Annotated in this window: 19 protein-coding genes; 11 read left to right on the top strand and 8 right to left on the bottom strand. The window is 38.6% G+C overall.

Going from position 1 to position 18,013, the window contains the following annotated elements; all coding sequences use genetic code 11:
* The first annotated feature begins 70 nt into the window (after positions 1–70).
* The 4 genes from gorA (at position 71) to map (ending at position 3,538) form a co-directional block, all read left to right on the top strand.
* The gene (gorA, locus tag G396_RS0101340) at positions 71–1,420 is read left to right on the top strand and encodes a glutathione-disulfide reductase (protein WP_028124806.1); all 1,350 of its coding nucleotides are present in this window, start codon (positions 71–73) and stop codon (positions 1,418–1,420) included.
* 117 nt (positions 1,421–1,537) lie between these two features.
* Positions 1,538–1,783, top strand: coding sequence for a GlsB/YeaQ/YmgE family stress response membrane protein (locus G396_RS0101335; RefSeq protein ID WP_006418383.1), 246 nt, complete (start codon positions 1,538–1,540; stop codon positions 1,781–1,783).
* A gap of 200 nt (positions 1,784–1,983) precedes the next feature.
* On the top strand, positions 1,984–2,751 hold the full coding sequence (locus tag G396_RS0101330; RefSeq protein WP_028124805.1) for an acyl-ACP thioesterase domain-containing protein: 768 nt from the start codon (positions 1,984–1,986) through the stop codon (positions 2,749–2,751).
* Between the two features lie 16 nt (positions 2,752–2,767).
* Entirely contained in the window at positions 2,768–3,538 is a 771-nt protein-coding gene (gene map, locus G396_RS0101325) for a type I methionyl aminopeptidase (protein ID WP_006418536.1), read from the top strand.
* Positions 3,539–3,612: 74 nt separating this feature from the next.
* Here the strand turns inward: map and G396_RS0101320 are convergent, their stop codons facing one another.
* Genes G396_RS0101320 through G396_RS0101305 form a run of 4 tightly spaced genes read right to left on the bottom strand, consistent with a single transcriptional unit; the run spans position 3,613 to position 6,768 of the window.
* Complete coding sequence (locus G396_RS0101320; RefSeq protein WP_081683514.1) at positions 3,613–4,734, bottom strand: glycosyltransferase family 4 protein; 1,122 nt, start codon at positions 4,732–4,734, stop codon at positions 3,613–3,615.
* A 5-nt stretch (positions 4,735–4,739) separates the two neighbouring features.
* Positions 4,740–5,042 (bottom strand): hypothetical protein, encoded by a 303-nt coding sequence (locus G396_RS0101315; protein ID WP_006418164.1) that lies wholly within the window; start codon positions 5,040–5,042, stop codon positions 4,740–4,742.
* A gap of 23 nt (positions 5,043–5,065) precedes the next feature.
* A complete protein-coding gene (locus G396_RS0101310) occupies positions 5,066–6,304 on the bottom strand; it encodes an aminopeptidase (RefSeq protein WP_028124803.1) in 1,239 nt (412 codons plus the stop codon).
* Between the two features lie 14 nt (positions 6,305–6,318).
* Positions 6,319–6,768, bottom strand: a complete 450-nt coding sequence (locus tag G396_RS0101305; protein WP_028124802.1) for a flavodoxin — start codon at positions 6,766–6,768, stop codon at positions 6,319–6,321.
* A gap of 211 nt (positions 6,769–6,979) precedes the next feature.
* Here G396_RS0101305 and galE point away from each other — a divergent pair, with 211 nt between their 5' ends.
* The 5 genes from galE (at position 6,980) to G396_RS0101280 (ending at position 13,021) form a co-directional block, all read left to right on the top strand.
* Complete coding sequence (gene galE / locus G396_RS0101300) at positions 6,980–7,996, top strand: UDP-glucose 4-epimerase GalE (RefSeq protein WP_006418148.1); 1,017 nt, start codon at positions 6,980–6,982, stop codon at positions 7,994–7,996.
* 2 nt (positions 7,997–7,998) lie between these two features.
* Positions 7,999–8,892, top strand: coding sequence for a hypothetical protein (locus G396_RS0101295; protein WP_028124801.1), 894 nt, complete (start codon positions 7,999–8,001; stop codon positions 8,890–8,892).
* A gap of 29 nt (positions 8,893–8,921) precedes the next feature.
* Entirely contained in the window at positions 8,922–10,289 is a 1,368-nt protein-coding gene (locus G396_RS10835) for an LCP family glycopolymer transferase (RefSeq protein WP_051221042.1), read from the top strand.
* A gap of 126 nt (positions 10,290–10,415) precedes the next feature.
* Complete coding sequence (locus tag G396_RS0101285) at positions 10,416–11,588, top strand: glycosyltransferase (RefSeq protein WP_006418240.1); 1,173 nt, start codon at positions 10,416–10,418, stop codon at positions 11,586–11,588.
* An 11-nt stretch (positions 11,589–11,599) separates the two neighbouring features.
* Entirely contained in the window at positions 11,600–13,021 is a 1,422-nt protein-coding gene (locus G396_RS0101280) for a lipopolysaccharide biosynthesis protein (protein ID WP_028124800.1), read from the top strand.
* A gap of 63 nt (positions 13,022–13,084) precedes the next feature.
* On the opposite strand, the gene G396_RS09820 is transcribed toward G396_RS0101280, so the two are convergent.
* Genes G396_RS09820 through G396_RS0101260 form a run of 4 tightly spaced genes read right to left on the bottom strand, consistent with a single transcriptional unit; the run spans position 13,085 to position 15,933 of the window.
* Positions 13,085–14,479, bottom strand: a complete 1,395-nt coding sequence (locus tag G396_RS09820) for a DUF438 domain-containing protein (RefSeq protein ID WP_051221039.1) — start codon at positions 14,477–14,479, stop codon at positions 13,085–13,087.
* Positions 14,472–14,705: a DUF1858 domain-containing protein gene (locus G396_RS0101270; protein WP_006418172.1), complete on the bottom strand. Its 234-nt coding sequence runs from the start codon at positions 14,703–14,705 to the stop codon at positions 14,472–14,474. The genes G396_RS09820 and G396_RS0101270 overlap by 8 nt, the downstream gene beginning before the upstream one ends.
* On the bottom strand, positions 14,702–15,163 hold the full coding sequence (locus tag G396_RS0101265) for a threonine/serine exporter family protein (protein ID WP_006418150.1): 462 nt from the start codon (positions 15,161–15,163) through the stop codon (positions 14,702–14,704). Before G396_RS0101265 ends, G396_RS0101270 begins: the two co-directional genes overlap by 4 nt.
* On the bottom strand, positions 15,151–15,933 hold the full coding sequence (locus tag G396_RS0101260) for a threonine/serine exporter family protein (RefSeq protein ID WP_006418445.1): 783 nt from the start codon (positions 15,931–15,933) through the stop codon (positions 15,151–15,153). Before G396_RS0101260 ends, G396_RS0101265 begins: the two co-directional genes overlap by 13 nt.
* Positions 15,934–16,029: 96 nt before the next feature.
* On the opposite strand from G396_RS0101260, the gene recX reads away from it, so the two are divergent.
* Positions 16,030–16,848 (top strand): recombination regulator RecX, encoded by an 819-nt coding sequence (recX, locus tag G396_RS0101255; RefSeq protein ID WP_028124798.1) that lies wholly within the window; start codon positions 16,030–16,032, stop codon positions 16,846–16,848.
* A gap of 23 nt (positions 16,849–16,871) precedes the next feature.
* Positions 16,872–18,011 (top strand): A/G-specific adenine glycosylase, encoded by a 1,140-nt coding sequence (mutY, locus tag G396_RS0101250; protein WP_034907344.1) that lies wholly within the window; start codon positions 16,872–16,874, stop codon positions 18,009–18,011.
* Positions 18,012–18,013 lie beyond the last annotated feature (2 nt).

The following is an 18,013-nucleotide window of genomic DNA, read 5'->3' as shown; positions in this document are numbered from 1 at the left end:
TTAGGCAATCTTTTAGCTAAAATTACGCCTATCCTTTATAATTGTATTTAGAAAAAGGAGTGTGGCTTGAATGGAAGAATTTGATTTAATTATTATTGGTTCTGGGTCTGGAGGCTCTGCATCTGCAAATCGAGCAGCTGAACGTGGGGCGAAAGTAGCGGTTATTGAAGCGGGTGTTTTAGCTGGGACTTGTGTGAACCGCGGGTGTGTGCCGAAGAAATTAACCTGGTATGCTTCTCGGGTTGCGGAAGCTATTCACCGCTTTGGACCGGGCTATGGTTTTGATACCGATAAGGTAAGCTTTGATTATCATAAATTTCTAGAATCACGGGATGGTTATGTTGGTCGGTCAAGAGCTTCTTATGGCCGTAATTTTGAAAAAAATAGGGTCTACTATATTGAGGGTTACGCCCAACTCTTAGGTCAAGGCCAAGTTCAAGTCGGTGAAAAGACTTATCAGGCTAAGTATATTGTTTTAGCCACGGGTAGTCGCCCAAGTGAATTGGAAGTGCCGGGTCATGAACTATTGGATAATTCTGATGATTTCTTCAAATGGACTGACCTACCTAAATCTGTTGCTGTGGTTGGGGCCGGCTACATTGCGGTGGAACTCTCTCAAGCCTTGCATGGTCTAGGTGTTGAAACACATTTAGTAGTTCGGCATGACCGTCCATTGAGAACCTTTGATAAGATGGTTACGGATGAGTTGGTAGAAATGATGGCCAAAAATGGTCCTGAGCTCCATCCTTATACTAATTTTGATGCCTACAAACAAAATGAATCTGGCCAAATTGAGTGTTATCAAGATGGTAAATTAATCCTGACAGTGGATAGGGTGATTCAAGCCATTGGTCGTAGACCTAATACAGAAAATTTAGGACTTGAACAAACTAGCATTAAACTGGATGATAAAGGTTTCATTGAAGTAGACGAAAATCATCAAACAGGAGAAGAGAATGTCTTTGCCTTGGGTGATGTCATCCACCGGCCTCAATTAACCCCGGTTGCGATTAAAGCAGGCCGGAGCCTAGCTGAATATCTCTTCAATGATGGACCTAGTGGAGCGATGGACTATACTAATATCCCAACGGTAGTTTTCTCTCATCCAACGATTGGAATGATTGGTTTAACCGAAGACCAAGCTAAGAAAGAATTTGGAACAGAAAATATAAAGGTTTATACCAACCGCTTCTTTTCCATGTACGCTTCAGGCGGTTTGGACCGTGAAGCTTGTCATTTTAAATTAGTTTGTCAAGGTCCTGATGAAACAGTCGTGGGACTTCATGCCATTGGCGAAGGGGTTGACGAAATGATCCAAGGCTTCGGTGTGGCTATGAAAATGAAAGCGACTAAGGCTGATTTTGATTCAGTAGTTGCCATTCATCCAACGGGTGCAGAAGAATTCGTCACTATGCGGTAAAATTTCAAAAAATTGTAAGAGGTTTAGTTGAAAAAATATTGCTGTGAGCATATATTTGGTAATTTTTGTAAAATAGTTATATAATTTAATTACCCTAAGAAAAAGGAGTTGATATATATGGGTTGGTTATGGTCATTAATCGTCGGTGGTGTCATCGGCTGGTTAGCTGGCGTAATTTTAGGTAGAGATATCCCTGGTGGTGTTATCGGTAATATCGTTGCCGGTTTCCTAGGTTCATGGATTGGTAATAATTTATTATCTGGTTTTGGACCTGAAATGGGTGGATTCTTTATCATTCCATCATTAATCGGAGCAATTATTTTAATCCTTATTGTTTCATTTGTGTTGAAACGTAGAGCATAATTTAATATAAGAAATGGGGGACTGAGCATTTAGCTCAGTCCCTCTTTTTTGTCCCTTCCTAATCAACAAGACATAACAGCTTAAGAAAAATTTATTTTTTGTGTGCCACCATATATTGTCTAAGAGTCCACCCAGTTCAGGTGCTTTTATTATTTTAATATTAGTGCTATAATCGGGTTTGTCGTAAAGGGGGGATTTCAATGACAAAATCCTTAAAAGTATATACTGAGAATATTGTTGTAAATGATTCATTTTTTAAAGAAATTAAAAATCGCCGTGTCGTTGATTTTTCTCATTTAATGGAGTCGACCTTACAAGTTTCGGGTTACCATGACCATGCCTTACGTCAAGCCTTCCCAGATCAAGCCTATATTATTCAACCTGGACAAGTTTGGGTGGTCACCCAATATCGGATTTCCTTTGGTCAAGCTCTTTTACAAAAAGAGCAGCCACTTTCAATATCTACTCGTTTAACAAAGGTTAATCGTTTTATGGTTGATCGATATTTTGAATTAAGTCAGGCGGGGCGTCAAATTATGACGATTGATGCGCAATTTGTTGCGCTGGACTTCCAGGAACGGAAGATGGTGCCACTAAGAAGAGATTTTTTAACTGATAATGACTTAGTTGATCAAACTATCAGCAGTCAATTTTATCGGTTTAAAGCAGATGAATTTGACCAATACTTAGGGGCTTATGAAGTAAATATTCAAACGGATGATATTGATGAAAATGCCCATGTCAATAATTTGGTTTATCTCCGTTGGTGTCTTAAATATTTACCCATCGAGGAAAATAGACAATTAAGCCGCATTGATGTGAAATATAGCAAAGAAATTTTACCCGGTCACCGAGTGATGATTGACTTAAAAAAAACAAGTATTGATGACTCTCCTCAATATCTATTTAAGATAAAAAATATGACAAAAAATGAAGAAGCCTGTCAGATTCGCTTCTGCTGGCAATAAAATAAAGGATGGTAATATGTTAACCTTAAAATCAACACGTGAAATTCAACAAATGCATGAATCAGGCAAATTATTGGCAGGTATCCATGTGGCTCTGAGAGATTTTGTAAAGCCAGGTGTGACGACCCATGAAATTGACCAATTTGTCCAAAAACGGATTGAAAAACATGGTGCTGTAGCCGCTCAAATTGGCTTCGAAGGCTATGAATTTGCGACGTGTACTTCTGTTAATGAAGAGATTTGTCATGGTTTTCCAAGTAATCGGGTCTTAAAAGAAGGGGATATTGTCAAAGTTGACTTTTGTGTTGACCTAGACGGTGCTATTTCAGACTCTTGTTGGACTTATGCTGTGGGTCAAATCTCACCTCAACATCAAGCTTTAATGGATGTAACTAAAGAAGCTATGTATAAGGGGATTGAAAAAGCCCAAGTCGGTAATCGAATTGGTGACATTGGCCATGCCATCCAAACTTATGCTGAGTCATATGGTTATGGGGTCGTGCGTGACTTTATCGGTCATGGCATTGGGCCAACCATACATGAAGCTCCCGCTGTTCCACATTTTGGGGTACCTGGAAAAGGTTTAAGGCTTAAAGAGGGTATGGTTATTACGATTGAACCTATGATTACGATGGGGACTTGGAAAATGAAAATGGATCCGAATGGCTGGACCGCTTATACTCGCGATGGGGGTTATTGTGCCCAATATGAACATTCTTTAGCTATCACTAAGGAAGGACCTGTTCTCCTAACCTCACAAGATAAATTAGACCCCGTTAACCTCTAGAATAAATTAAAAAACATTATCTCCCAACAGCTTATATAAGCTTGGGGGATAATGTTTTTTTATTTAACTTTTAACTATTGCTTATCGAGCATCATTCGATAAATTGATAAATATTCTTGGTTGATTTTATTCCAATCAAAATAATGGACATTAGCTAAGGCGGCAGCAGACATGGTCGTATAATGGTCTTGAATGTAGCCAATAGCCTGATCTAATTGGTCTTGATCATGAGGGTCAACTGATTCGCCAACTAAATGATTGGAAAAGAAGGAATCAAAGCCTTGTCCCTTAGTGTAGATGATAGGTAATCCTTGACTCATGGCTTCAGCATAGACTAAGCCAAAGGTTTCTGGATAAGATAGCAAGATAAAGACATCCATATCGGCATAAAAGTTAGCTAATTCTTCTTTTGACATAGCTGGGTGATAATGGACAAAAGGATAGGCTGTTAGTTTATCTAAGAGGCCTTTTTCCCATTCTGGTCCAACTAAATGTAGTTCCAGTTTTTCCTGGTGGTTTTTTTGGAAACTATCCAGGCGAGCTACCAAATTTTCATAGCGTTTTCGTTTCATTATTTTACCGGTTGAGACCATTCGAAGCGGGTGGTGGGGTGCTTCTTTTGCTTGACTAGGGGCATTCTGGTGCCAGAAGTCATCAATTCCATTGGCTAAGACTTGGCTTTTAGCTTGAATATCATCGAGTTTATGTTTAGGAATATATTTTTCAAAAACTTCATTGTAATTATTTTGCGAGATGAAAATAATTTTTTCGGCATTTTGTAAAATCCTAATCCCCGTAGCCCGCATCCAGGGCATTTTTCCAAAGAAGGTGGCTATATCAGCAGATCGGACTGCCACCATATAAGGGAGGCCAAATCGTTGTTTTAATTGGTAGGCCAGCCAACCATTAGAAAAGAGGGAGTGGGCATGGACTAAGTCAAAGTTTTCAAAGTTATACCGCCCCACTAAATCTTTCAAGATATGGTGGTGTTTCATCGGAAATATGACCCGTTCCCATTGGTGGAAATTTTTGACGACATCAGTGTAGGAACCACTGGCTGCTAATTTTTCCATGTCATATTCATGAGCGATTGGCACATACACATTTAGGTCTAATCCGACGGCTTCTTGGCGCTGATAGAGTTGCTTGAATAAGCCAGAAGTAGAAAAATAAGAGTTTATATGTAAAATCCGCATTAAAATTACTCCTCAGCTTGTTTTTCTAAGAGTTGGTCCACTTGATTTTGAAGACTTTCCACTTGATTGTCGAGTTGATCGACTTGTTCCACTAGGGCCTGATAAGAACTATCATAGGCTTCATCGGAGCTAGGATTGAGTTCCATAAAAAAGTATAAGAATATAAATAGGGCAACGAGGGCTAAGACAAGATACAACCAGCCAGACCGATCGAGTCGTTTATCCATTTCTTCCATTTGTCGGCGAATTTCTTGTTCGATTTGTTGGGGTAGGGCAGTCGTTTTATTATCATTGTTTGGTTGAACCACTGCAAATTCCTCCTTTAGTTAGATTAAAACGCCCACTCACCATTTCTAAATATTGGGTGAACTGAGCCATCGGCCTTAATGCCGTCAATATCCATTTGACCATTTCCAATCATGAAGTCTACATGGACGGTCGACCGGTTTAGACCGGCTGCCTTTAATTGGTCTTGGGACATTTTAGTGCCATCTTGGATAGACGTAGCATAAGCTTGTCCAAGGGCAATATGGTTAGAAGCATTTTCATCAAATAAGGTATTAAAGAAAATGATATTTGATTGAGAAATAGGAGATTTATGGGGAACTAGGGCAACTTCACCGAGGGAACGGGCCCCATCATTTTCTTCTACTAATTTTTCTAAAGTTGCTTGGCCTTGACTGGCTTCAACCTTAGTAACTTTACCATCTTCAAAATAAAATTTCATGCCATCAATGACAACCCCCCCATAGGAAAGTGGTTTAGAGGCAGAAACATAACCTTGGGCTCGGAATGAATCTGGTGCCGTAAAAACTTCTTCGGTTGGCATGTTAGCAATAAAGATTTGGCCGGCTTCATTATGACTGCCGGCAGATTCCCAAACATGATTTTTGGGCATACCGACCGTGAAGTCTGTACCTGGACCAGTATAATGGAGTTGGTCAAATTGTTGGTCATTTAAGTATTTTGCTTTTTCTTGGAGCTTGGCTTCATGGTCATCCCAAGCCTTGATTGGATCTTCTTCATAAACCCGAGTTGTCTTAAATATTTGATCCCATAAGGCATCTAAAGCATCTTCTGGTGATTTATCCGGAAAAACTAGTTGGGCCCAGGCTTGTCCGGCTGCCGCTGCTACGGTCCAAGATACGACATTAGCTTGGGTCGCTAGGCGCATCTTGTGCATGGCTATGGACTTAGCTTTGTTGGCTGCCGCGATTTTATCAGCATCGATGCCTTTGAAATTATTAGGGTCGGTTGACCGAATAGCTAAGCGTTTAGCTCGTTTTTCAATATAGTAATCAGACTCTGCAACGACATAATCAGGGACTTCTTTAAGCTGGTCAATGGTTTGGTTTTGATAATTTAAACGAGCAATTTGATCATCGGACCATTGAATATGGACATCCGCAGCGCCCGCTTCATAAGCAGCCGCTACAAGTAAGCGGGTAAGCTCAATTGAGTTAACATCGGTCTGGATATTAACATAGTCACCTTCAGTCACATTAATTCCTTTGTAAATTAATAAATCAGCATATTTTTTGAGTAATTGATCAAAGTTTTGTAAAGTCATTAGACACACACTTTCTATTTAAAATAATCAGCTAAAGCTTGTGCTAGAGTTTGAATAGCTTCAAGTTCTTCTTCAGTGTCAGGTGCGATATTGGTTTTTACCCCAGGTGCAACCTTGATGGCACCTGATTTAATTAATTGTGCTTCAAAATCATCAACTACTGTGGCAAATTTAGGATAATAATCATCGCCAGAACCAAAGACACCAAATGGTTTGCCACTTAAATCCATGGTTGCTATTTCTTCATAATAATCTAGCATTTCATCAGGGATTTCGGCATCATTTCCAAAAGTGTAAGAACCAATACAAATGATATCATATTCAAGTAAATCCACAGGATCTGCTTCCATGGCATCCAAGATGCTGACATCAATTTGACGGTCTTCTAATTCATCGGCCAAGATATCGGCTATTTGGGCTGTATTACCAGTGAGGGAAGAATAAATGATAAGTGCTTTATGCATTATACAATCTCCTTTGTCTTTTGTTTGTAATCAGTAACAATTATATCAGAAAATGGGAGGGATAGCCTAATCTTGTCTTATTTTATGAGAGAATAGCTTACAAAAAGTCACAAAAACTTAGTATTTCCTCAGTAATAATTAGGGGTTTTGTATGGTATAATCTAAATTACGAATTGAGCAGACCGATAAAATTAGTTTAAGGAGTGGTTTAATGTCTATTTTAGTAACGGGTGGGGCTGGCTATATTGGAAGTCACACAGTAATCGAACTGTTAGCAACTAATTATGATGTGGTCATTGTAGATGATTTTTCAAATTCAAAACCTTTAGTCTTAGATCGAATTCGCCAAATTTCTGGCAAAGACTTTGAATTTTATCAAGGGAGTATTTTAGATAAAGAATTCTTACGTAGTGTTTTTAAGACACACCAGATTGAAGCAGTCATTCATTTTGCTGCCTTTAAGGCCGTAGGTGAGTCAGTGGCACAACCCTTAAAATACTACCATAATAATATAGAAGGTTCGGTTTCGCTCTTAGAAGTTATGCAGGAATTTAAAGTAAACCACTTTATTTATTCTTCATCAGCAACTGTTTATGGTTTAAATAACCCCTCTCCATTAAAAGAAGATATGCCTACCTATCAGGCCACTAATCCCTATGGCTACTCTAAAATTGTGAATGAACAACTGGTTCAAGATCTAGAAATTTCCCAACCAGAATTTCATTCCATTCGGCTACGGTATTTTAATCCGATTGGAGCTCATGAATCTGGCCTAATTGGTGAGGATCCGCAAGGAATTCCAAATAACTTGATGCCATATATTACCCAAGTAGCTATTGGCAAACGGGACTATTTATCAGTCTTTGGGGATGATTATGATACTGCAGATGGTACTGGGGTTCGTGATTATATTCATGTGGTAGATTTGGCTAAGGGTCATGTTAAAGCCCTAGAATGGCTTGCACGTAATCAAAAAAGTGGGGTCTTTAACTTAGGAACTGGACAGGGTGTCAGCGTCTTAGACTTAGTCAAGGCCTTTGAAGAAGCCAACCAGATTGAAATCCCATATAAAATTGTAGCCCGTCGTCCGGGGGATATTGCAACCTGTTTTGCCGATCCTAGTCGTGCTAATGATCAGTTAGGCTGGCAGGCTGAAAAAAATATTGTGGATATGTGTCGTGATTCTTGGCATTGGCAGTCACAAAACCCTGAGGGTTATGAAGCGTAATTATGCCTAAGCTAGAAAATAATCAATTTAACTCGTCTTCAAAACGGGTCAAAACGTTAGAGGAAAAGCCAAAGTTTAAAACCTGGTCTCTATCTAAATTTATTATTTTAATGGTGGTCCTACTATCCCTTGGTATTTTATCCATTGCTGGTATGAACCAATATAATTCAATTCAAAAAAATTATCTGGCTTTAAAGCCTAATTATGACCAAAATGAACAGGCCATGACTTTTACTGAAAATGAGTCTAAACAATTTTTAGTGATGGTAACAGACTATGATGAATTTGGTCGTTTGGGTAATCATGGTTTACAATTACTTTATTTACTTTCCCTAAATAATGAAGCAGGTCAACTTAATATTGCTAATATTCAACTTGACCTGAAATTAATGGACAAAAATCAGGAAATTAAAGATTATGACCGTCAAGCAAATTATCTAGCTATTAGACAGGATCTGGCAGCCTATTTGGAAGTAGAAAAATTGCCTTTTATTTTAATTAACAATGCGGAAAGTAAACCATTATTGGATCAATTAGAACCAATCATTGCTGATTTCTCTGATCCAGTGACTAGTCCTAAAACAAGTTACCAAGCAAATCAAGCTTATAAACTAAGCACCCGTGACTACCAGATGCTTTTTACAAACCTAAATCAGGATCATCATAGTGACCAAGAACGAAAAAATGTCTTATTGAGTAAAGTTCTTGAACAAATGACTGATTGGAGAAACCTGCCTCACTTATCTGGAAATTTAAAGGCTGCAAAAGATTTTGTTCATAGTGAGCTACCTTTTCCTTTGCTAAGAGACCTATATTTTGATTATAATCTTAAGCAATTAAGAATTTCTTATCACTTAATTACTTCATTAGACGAGTTAGCAAAGATAAAACGCTGAAATTTAACAACAGAAAATGAGTTGAAAAAATGCTAAAAAAATATTTTACAAATAATAAGGATAAGTTCTCATGGTGGAAATTTATTCGTAATATCTTTATTATTCTTTTACTAAGCGGAGCTGCCTTTGCAGGAAAGCTTTATGCTGATATATCCCAAACGATTGGCGATATAAATAAAGAAATTAGCGTCAGTGAATCTAATAATCAAGAGGACACAGCCCCAATTGAAGGACAAGCTATTAATGTGCTTTTAGTAGGGACTGATGCTGATGATTTGGAAAGAACGGAAGACAAGGGATTTGTGGGACGTTCTGATACCCTTATGTTAGTTACCCTAAACCCTGAATTAAAGCAGACTAAAATTGTCTCAATTCCTCGGGACACTTTAGCTGAAATTAATAGTGATCATCCAGCCGATAAAATTAACCATGCTTTTGCCTATGGTGGAATTGATTTAACTATTTCAACAGTCGAAAATTTCTTGAATATTCCAATTGACTATTATGCTGTTGTGAACATGAGTGGCTTAGAAGAACTCATTGATGCTATGGGAGGGATTGAGGTCACAAGTCCCTTAACCTTCGAATATCGGGGTACCTCGTTTAAGAAAGGTGAGACTCGCCAAGTAAATGGGGTTAAAGCCATGAATTTTGCCCGGATGCGTTATGATGATCCCCGGGGAGAATTGGGACGTCAAGACCGTCAAAAATTGGTTATTCAAGCGGTTGTGAATAAAGCCCTTGATGTGGGCACAGTCTTTAATTATCAAAAATTATTGAAGGTAGTCAGCAAGAATATCCAGACCAATGTTAACCTTAATGAAGCCGTGTCTTTATTAGCAAAGTACCGGTCAGCTTTGGAAACAATTTCTGTAGTTAAATTTACTCAATTAGAGCAAATTTATATTGATAGTGTTTTTTATTTCCATATTCCTTTAGCGGATCGCGTTCGGGTCTCTAATGAATTGCGGAGTCAATTAAATTTAGCTAGCATTAGTAGTAAGGATTTACGTGAGCCATCTGATCAAGCTATTTCTCAGGCCAAAAATCTTATTGTTGTAATTAACCAGTATCCTACAGGGGTTTCTGATGATAAATTAGCAGAGATTGAATCAGATCAAGCGGCGGTTCAAACTATAAGACAAACTGAAGTCTATCGTCCAAGTAGACCTGCTAATAATGGCTATTATAATGATCCCAATCGAGGCACTACCGACAATCAAGAGTCCACTGTGCCGGAGCCAAGGCCAGAAGAAAATGGGCCGTTAGAAAGCGAATCTATCCCTAATTATCCTGATCCCTCAACGCCGATCCCCGAGGAAAGTGATCCTCCAGAAGAGATTCCTGGCAGTGAAGAAGTGCCACCCGTTGAAACTCCGGAATCACAACCAAGATAATCGGCCCCAAGTGATGGATTAGATTAGTATTGCTAATAAAAATAATCACACCTAAATAATTAGCGGCTGCTTCTTTGAAAAAGAAGACCGCTTTTTAAATGTGTTTACCCGTAGAAAGGGGTTTCTATGCAAGCTCAATTACAGAATACCCAGAAAGGCATTCGTGTTTTACATATCATGTCTGGATTTGGTGGGGGTATTTCTTCTTTTATCTATAATAAAGCTCTTGCCATGCCAAAATATCAAATTACCTTTGATGTTGTCACCTATGACCAATGTTCGCCAGAATTTGTAGCAGCAATTCAAGCCACAGGTGGCGATGTCTATCAATTAATTAACCCAAAGAAAAAGGGTTGGTCCGCTTTTAAACATTCCTTTACCAAGGTTTTAAAAGCCTATCATTATGACCTAATTCATTGTCATATTGATGGATACCGGGTACTTCCTTATCGTTATCTTGCTTATAAGTGGGGGATTAAACGTTTTTATATCCATGCCCATCAGTCCTATACTATGAGTAATAGTATTTTAAACCATGTAAAATTGGATATAAATCAATGGTTAAATCGGTCCTTAACGCAAGCTTATTTAGGTTGTGGTAAGCTGGCCATATCAGGCGTCTATGGGCATCAAGTCAAACAAAATCAGATGATGATGATTCCTAATAGTATTGATGTCAATCAATTCATCCAATCCCAAGAACAATTAAATGAACGAAAACAAGCTTTACGAGCACAGTTTGGCGTAAAGAATGAGGACTTTGTGATTGGCCAGGTCACCCGTTTTGAAAAAGTAAAAAATCATCATTTTACCCTAAAATTAGCTTATTACATGAAAAAAAATAAACTACCAGGACGGATTTTTTTAGCTGGAACTGGAAATCTTTTAGAAGAAATTAAAGCGGAGGTATCTCAAAGGCATTTAGAAGATTATGTGACCTTCATGGGACGGTTAAGTCCGATGCAAGACTATTACCCTTTGTTTGATGTCCTACTATTACCATCTATCTATGAAGGGCTCCCAACCGTGGTAGTGGAAGCCCAAGCCATTGGTTTACCCGTTGTAATGTCAGATACGATTACTAAAGAAGTTGATTTAAACTTGAACTTAGTTCAGCAACTGAATCTTAAAGATCCGATGGCTGATTGGTATCAAGCTATCTCGCAAGCAAGTCAGAGAAAAATCCCTGACTTGCAAAGTCGGAAATATCGGATTGAACAAGAGAATTTCTCAAATGAAAGTTCAGCCCAACTTTATGTAAAGTTTCTTAAACAAGACATTTCTCACTATATTATTTAAGGAATGACACTATGAAAAAATTCTTTTACCGTTTGTTTGGCTTTTCTTTAGGTCCAATTCTCGGTGCAGTTATATCGTTTATTCAGGTTCCCGTTTTAACTTATTTTTTATCGGTCGATGAATACGGTTATGCTGGGGCTTTTCAAACCCTCTTGCTTCAACTACCAAATTTTATCTATATTGGGATTGACCAAGCCTATACCCGTGAATATCATACCAGCGATGATAAAAGACATCTAATTCAGGCTGCCTTATTTATTCCTATGCTGGTGGGCTTAATTATCTTTGCAGTTTTTATTCTTTTTGATGGGACAATTTCGAATTATTTGTTCAATAGTCCTGATTACACTTATATTGTCTGGTATTCAGCGATTTGGATCTTATCTGCTATTCTTGAGCGTTTTATCCTCTTAAGTATTCGGATGGAAGAACGGGCATATGAATATTCCATGTATAATTTAATTCTCAAAATTGGTGTCTTTGCTTTATCTATGATTTTAATTGCAATTGGGATGCGGGACTTCCGCGTTATCGTCTATGGCTTAATTTTTGGTCAAATTGTGGTGGATTTATACTTGTTCTATAAATATCGGTCACTCTTGAATTTTAAAGGTTTTAGTGTCGATAAATCATTAATCCGGCGTATGTTTTGGTTTGGACTACCCTTGATGGTAGCCACAGCTTTACAATCAGCTCTTAATTCAGTGGATATTATGTTTCTAAAACAGTATAGTACCGTAGCTGATCAAGGGGTTTATTCAGTGGGAATCCGGATTGCCGGAGTTATTGGGATTATTAAGACAGCTTTTTCGAGTTTCTGGGTACCGACAGCCTATCGTTGGTATGAAGAAAAGAAATCGATGAAGCATTATAAATTTATCTCTGACGCTATTCTCTTAGTTTTAACTTTTCTCTTTTATGGTTTACTTTTATTTAAAAAACCAGTGGGTTGGTTGGTCTCAACCCAAGACCCGGGCTATTTAAATGTTCAATACATTTTTGCCTTACTATGTTTCCCCCATATCATGTACACTTTATCGGAAACAACTACTTTAGGGATTGTTTTCTCCCGTAAAACTCAATACAATATCTGGGTTTCGGTTTTAACGATTATTCCTAGTCTATTGATGAATGCTTTATTGACACCTGTGTGGGGTTATCGTGGTGCTGCTCTAGCTTCAACTGTAGCCTATATTATGTTTTATTTGGCTAGGACTTATTTTTCCAGTCGAACGGGTTTCTATTTTGGTCAGAAATTGCAGCTTATTTCAATTATTATCATGACCCTAGCTGCCATCTTGAATGCTTTTGATATTGCCTATATTGAATGGTTGACGATTGGTTTAGGTATCCTAACTGTCTTGGTTCAATGGCCAACCATTGCCACCAGTCTAGATATTAGAAGACAGCCAGACCTCTGGGATTTTAACTAAACTAAAAAACAAAAAGCCGTTTTCACTTGTTCATCAGTGAAAATGGCTTTTTGCTATTTAATCTTATTCTGGTTTTTGGTCAGTATCTAAAGGTGATATCACAGTTTTTGAAGTTCCGGCTAAATCAAGATAGGGTTGAATATCTTGGACTAATTCCAAAACTCCTAGAAAGTCTCCTTGGTCATCTCTAAGCGCAATATAAGTAATGAGAATCATTTGCTTGCCTTTTTGGTACCAGAGCGATTCTCGGTCTCGTCTACCCTGAGCAAAATCACTGATTAGGTCAGTCACCATAGCTACTAGACGAGGAGGGTGGCATTCTTCTATGGTTCGTCCAATTTGGCTCGGAACTCGTTTAAGAATCATTTGACCTTCTTTTCCTAGGTCGTTAAAATATTGAAAAATATTATTTTTATTAACAAAAGAAATTTCCATCGGTAAATGCCTAAAGATTTGATCAATTTGCTTTAAATTAAGGTTACCATGATTTAGGGGCAACATCTGGTCAGGATTGGAAGTGAGATTTGGATGGGTCTGATCAGGAATCCACTCAAACTTTATTTGGCCTCCCGGCACTTGAATAGAATGTTGGTTTGGGTCAAGGTCCAGCTTATTTTTTTGTTCATTAATTTTAGGAGCTTCTGTTTGTGATAAGACTTGACGCGGCTTATTCAGGTTACTTACGTTTTGGGGCTGCCATTCTTGGTTAGGACGAATAATGGCGTAACCATAAGTTTGAGATTCTTGAGCAATTTGATACCAATCTTCTTGACTGAAAATTTCGAGAAAGATATTTAACAAAATCTGTTCTTCCTTGAAAATCATTTCTTCAAATTCGACCTGAAATTCCTTAAAAGCTTTGATAAAGTCAGGAAGGTTAGTGGCTGAAAGAGATTGACTGATCGCCACGGATCGGTCAAAGAGGTCGCGAATGTCATCGTCGACGCCCCACATAACCTTAGGTGGCGCATCGTGCCCGTATCGTTCCATATGGGCAAAAAGGACTTCTTCTTTACGTTTATAATGGATTTTAAATTGGTCTAGGAGAGCTAATTGTCTTTGGAGACCACGGATGACGTCTGGGTCTTGCAAAAGGTCTTTTTGTTCTTGGATGCGGGTTAAAATGCGACTGATACGAATTAAGCAAGCTTGGAGGGCTTGGTTTTCGGCTTTAAAGAGAAAAACCGGATGACCGGGATGGTCCATATCATTTGCTATAACAGGGTCGATAGCATCTTTGAATAAGTTAGCGTGAACATTACATAGGCGCATCACATCTTGGAAATTTATGCCAGTATCCGTTGACATGAGTTCATGCTCCATGAGGGAAATCTCAATCGCAGAAACCCCAGTAAAGTGGTGATTAAAATCTTCTTGGACACTTTCAGGGGCAGCTCCATCATGCAGTTTTAATAAGATTTCTTTCAAGGTCTGGATACGATTTTGATGATTAGTCATGGTCTTCAACTCCTTTTACTTGATAACCATTGTTATGGAGTGTTTGAATAAGTTTTTTTATATCTAAACGAATTAATTTACAACCAGATCGTAGGCTAGTGATTTTTCCCACAGAGTTTAGCATCTTAGGATTAGCCAGAGGCTTAAAACCCAGGTCGACTAAAATATCTAATAGTTCAGGATGGGTTTCTATGGTTTGAAATACAGGTTGGTCAAGGTCGATCATGAGGCTTTTCCTTTCGTTTTGCTTTTCAGTGATTTAAGGATTTCTAAGAGAGAGTCTGAAATGAAGACGCCAAGAGCAATAGCACCCGCTATCAGTAAGGTTTCGGTTAAATAAAAGAGGGTCGAGTCAAGTTGGTTATTAATAAAATAATAGGCGGTTTTATAGATTGAAGCCCCTGGGACATAGAGAAAGAAAGTCGGGACATAGAAGATGGTCACGGGCATTTTAAACCACCGGGCGAAGGCCTGGGCCACTAAGGAGGCTGAAAGACAGGCAATAAAGACAGCATTCACAATTGAAGTGAAGGATAGAGTTAATAAATAGATTGTATAGGAAAGTGCCCCTAAAAGGGTGATTTTGTTAAGACTATTTCGGGGTGCTTCTAGGATAATGGCCGCTGTGACTGCTACTAGGCCAGCTCCCATAATTTTAAAGAAGGGGTCGATTAATTGAACCATGACTGCACCCCCTGACTTAAGAAGAGGCCCAAGGCAACGCCCAAGGCAAGGCTGACAGCTATCACGAAAGCATCGGCAATTCGGGCAACCCCAGAGACATAGTCTCCTTTAAGGACATCACGAATCCCATTAGTAAAAGCTGTTCCTGGAAAGAGGGGCATTAAGGCTGATACGATAATAATATCTTGGTTAATTTTCCCCGGGATTAGGGTGACTATTAGGGAAAGGCAAAAGGAACTAATCAAGGTTGAAATAATCCCGTAGATAAACCCATTCAAGGCTAACCATTCTTTTAAAATACGTGAAAAAGCAACGAGACACCCTGTCAAAAAGGCAAGAATTAATTCTATTCCATTAGCCCCAAAGAGGATAGCAAAGCCTAATACCAGTAAGATGGTCGCTAGGTCTTTTGAAAAGACATTATATTCGGACGCATCGATTTTGAGTAGCTTTTTATAGGCGGTTTCAATATCCATTTCTTCTTTTACCAGAGCCCGTGAGATATTGTTGACCCGGTATATTTTACTCAAATGGGTAGTTCGTTCATTGACCCGTCTAACTAGGGTAATAGGGTCAATGGCTTCGTCATCATCATCTAGGGTCATTGTGAGACCTGTTGAGGTTGAAACTACTTCGGTCATTGAGAAACCAGATGTTTTTAAAATATGGTAGACTGTTTCTTCAACTCGATAAGATTCTGCATGGGATTCCAGCAGGATTTTACCGGCTAACGCAGCCACTTCAGCAATTTTCTTATATTTAGTGACCATTTAATCCCTTCTTCCAAGTTTTTTAATTGGGTTAAATACCATTTAATGTTACCATATAAGAGCATATTTCCCTAGATTTTTTTGGAGGTGAAGCCAATGAAAATTACTAAAATTGAAGTCCAAAAAAAACACCCAGGCCGGTATTCTCTTTATGTTGATGAGGCTTTTTGGCTAGGAATTAATGAACGGGTCTTATTGAAGTTTGCCTTATTTAAGGGGCAAAGCTTGGATCAAGCTTTAATGGATCAAATTACCGCTTATGAAGTTGAAAGCAAACTTTACCAGAAAGCCTTAAATTATTTATCTTTCCGCATGCGGTCCAAACAAGAAATGACCACTTATTTAAAAAAACAGGCCAAAGTATTAGATTTACCCCATCAAGCCTGTGACCACTTGTTGACCCAGTTAGAAAGTGAAGGCCTTTTGAATGACCAGGTTTTTGCCCAAATGTATTTGGATGATGCCCAACACTTGAATGCTAAAGGTCCCAAGTTGATTGAACAAGACTTACGGCAAAAGGGCGTCCAAGCTGAAATAATTAATCATGTCTTAGAAAATTATTCTGAAGACCAAGCGCTTGCTAATGCCCACACCCTTTTAGATAAATATCTACGGACCAAATCAAAGTTGAGCCTACAGGCCGCTAAGGATAAGGCCTATCAACATTTATATCAAAAAGGGTTTACTAGGGACACTATTAAAAGACTTTTGGCTGAATTTGATTTCCAAGCATATTTGGAAGACCAAGACAAAGTTTTGGCGCACCAAGCCAATAAATTATTAGCTAAATACCAAAGAAAAGCCCAAGGTTATGACTTAAAACAGAAGCTTTATCTTGCCTTAAGACGGAAAGGCTTTGATAATGACAGGATTAATGACTGGCTTGCCCAAACCCCAATTTTTGAGAATGAATAAAGGATATTAGATAAGGAGCCCCCATGAAAACACGACAAGAATTAATTGAAACCTATCCTATTAGCTGGTCTCAAACAAAAATTAAGGCTTTTCGTCAAGCCTTATTAAATTGGTATGACCAAATGGGGCGGAGCTTACCTTGGCGTGAGAATCAAGATCCTTATTCAATTTGGGTTTCAGAAATTATGTTGCAGCAAACTCAAGTTAAAACCGTGATTCCTTACTACCAACGCTTTATGACAACCTTACCTAATGTTGCGGCCTTAGCAAAGGCCAGTGAAGAGCAAATCCTCAGCCTATGGCAGGGCTTGGGTTACTATTCAAGAGTTCGAAATATGCAGACGGCTGCCCAAGAAATTGTGACAAACTTTGACGGACAATTTCCACAAACCAAAGCCGAATTACTTACTTTAAAAGGTATTGGTGACTATACTGCTGCTGCCATTGCCTCTATGGCTTTTGGTCAAGTGGAACCCGCTCTCGATGGCAATTTAATTCGAATCGTAACCCGGCTCTTTGAAATTGACCATGATGTGACCAAGGCCAAGACCAAGCAAGAATTATTGGGCATTCTCTATCAATTAATTGATCCGGATAGACCGGGAGATTTTAACCAAGCCATGATGGATTTAGGTGCTACGGTGATGACGCCAGACAATTTGAATATTAACGCTTCACCCTTAAAAGAATTTGACCTTTCTTACCAACATGGAACTGCTAAAAACTATCCCAATAAGCCTAAAAAGAAAAAATCTAAAAGTCAGCATTATTTAGCTTATTATATATCGAATGAAAAAGGGCAGTGGTTGATGCGCCAACATCAAGAAGGAGAACTCCTGCAAGGTCTATGGCATTATCCCATGGTAGAGGCAGATTTAGTGATAGAAGCTGCTTCTCAAGATGAATTAAGCCAGCCCTTCATTGAGAAATATCATGTCTTGGAAGGCCAAGCTGACCGCTTGAATTTGGCAGTCAGGGGTCATGTTAAGCATATTTTTAGTCACCGTATTTGGCAGGTGGATGTTTTAGAGGGCACATGGCCTAAAGATCTTCCATTAGGAGATCATTTAGAATGGGTCGATTTGGACCATCTAAGTGACCATCCACATTCCAGCCTCCAAGAAAAAATGTATCAATATAATTTTGATTTAGGTGAGGAGTAAGC

It is taken from the genome of Eremococcus coleocola DSM 15696, from assembly GCF_000428865.1.
Classification (GTDB): domain Bacteria; phylum Bacillota; class Bacilli; order Lactobacillales; family Aerococcaceae; genus Eremococcus; species Eremococcus coleocola.
The sequence above is the reverse complement of the archived record's forward strand: the minus strand, read 5'-3'. Positions and strand labels throughout refer to the sequence as shown.

Coding starts and splice junctions, on each gene's coding strand:
- G396_RS0101270 (WP_006418172.1), bottom strand. CDS start 14,705: ATGATCGACCTTGACCAACCTGTATTTCAAACCATAGAAACCCATCCT.
- map (WP_006418536.1), top strand. CDS start 2,768: ATGTTAACCTTAAAATCAACACGTGAAATTCAACAAATGCATGAATCA.
- galE (WP_006418148.1), top strand. CDS start 6,980: ATGTCTATTTTAGTAACGGGTGGGGCTGGCTATATTGGAAGTCACACA.
- G396_RS0101260 (WP_006418445.1), bottom strand. CDS start 15,933: ATGGTCACTAAATATAAGAAAATTGCTGAAGTGGCTGCGTTAGCCGGT.
- G396_RS10835 (WP_051221042.1), top strand. CDS start 8,922: ATGCTAAAAAAATATTTTACAAATAATAAGGATAAGTTCTCATGGTGG.
- G396_RS0101330 (WP_028124805.1), top strand. CDS start 1,984: ATGACAAAATCCTTAAAAGTATATACTGAGAATATTGTTGTAAATGAT.
- G396_RS0101335 (WP_006418383.1), top strand. CDS start 1,538: ATGGGTTGGTTATGGTCATTAATCGTCGGTGGTGTCATCGGCTGGTTA.
- G396_RS0101265 (WP_006418150.1), bottom strand. CDS start 15,163: ATGGTTCAATTAATCGACCCCTTCTTTAAAATTATGGGAGCTGGCCTA.
- G396_RS0101285 (WP_006418240.1), top strand. CDS start 10,416: ATGCAAGCTCAATTACAGAATACCCAGAAAGGCATTCGTGTTTTACAT.
- mutY (WP_034907344.1), top strand. CDS start 16,872: ATGAAAACACGACAAGAATTAATTGAAACCTATCCTATTAGCTGGTCT.
- G396_RS0101280 (WP_028124800.1), top strand. CDS start 11,600: ATGAAAAAATTCTTTTACCGTTTGTTTGGCTTTTCTTTAGGTCCAATT.
- G396_RS0101310 (WP_028124803.1), bottom strand. CDS start 6,304: ATGACTTTACAAAACTTTGATCAATTACTCAAAAAATATGCTGATTTA.
- G396_RS09820 (WP_051221039.1), bottom strand. CDS start 14,479: ATGACTAATCATCAAAATCGTATCCAGACCTTGAAAGAAATCTTATTA.
- recX (WP_028124798.1), top strand. CDS start 16,030: ATGAAAATTACTAAAATTGAAGTCCAAAAAAAACACCCAGGCCGGTAT.
- gorA (WP_028124806.1), top strand. CDS start 71: ATGGAAGAATTTGATTTAATTATTATTGGTTCTGGGTCTGGAGGCTCT.
- G396_RS0101305 (WP_028124802.1), bottom strand. CDS start 6,768: ATGCATAAAGCACTTATCATTTATTCTTCCCTCACTGGTAATACAGCC.
- G396_RS0101295 (WP_028124801.1), top strand. CDS start 7,999: ATGCCTAAGCTAGAAAATAATCAATTTAACTCGTCTTCAAAACGGGTC.
- G396_RS0101320 (WP_081683514.1), bottom strand. CDS start 4,734: ATGCGGATTTTACATATAAACTCTTATTTTTCTACTTCTGGCTTATTC.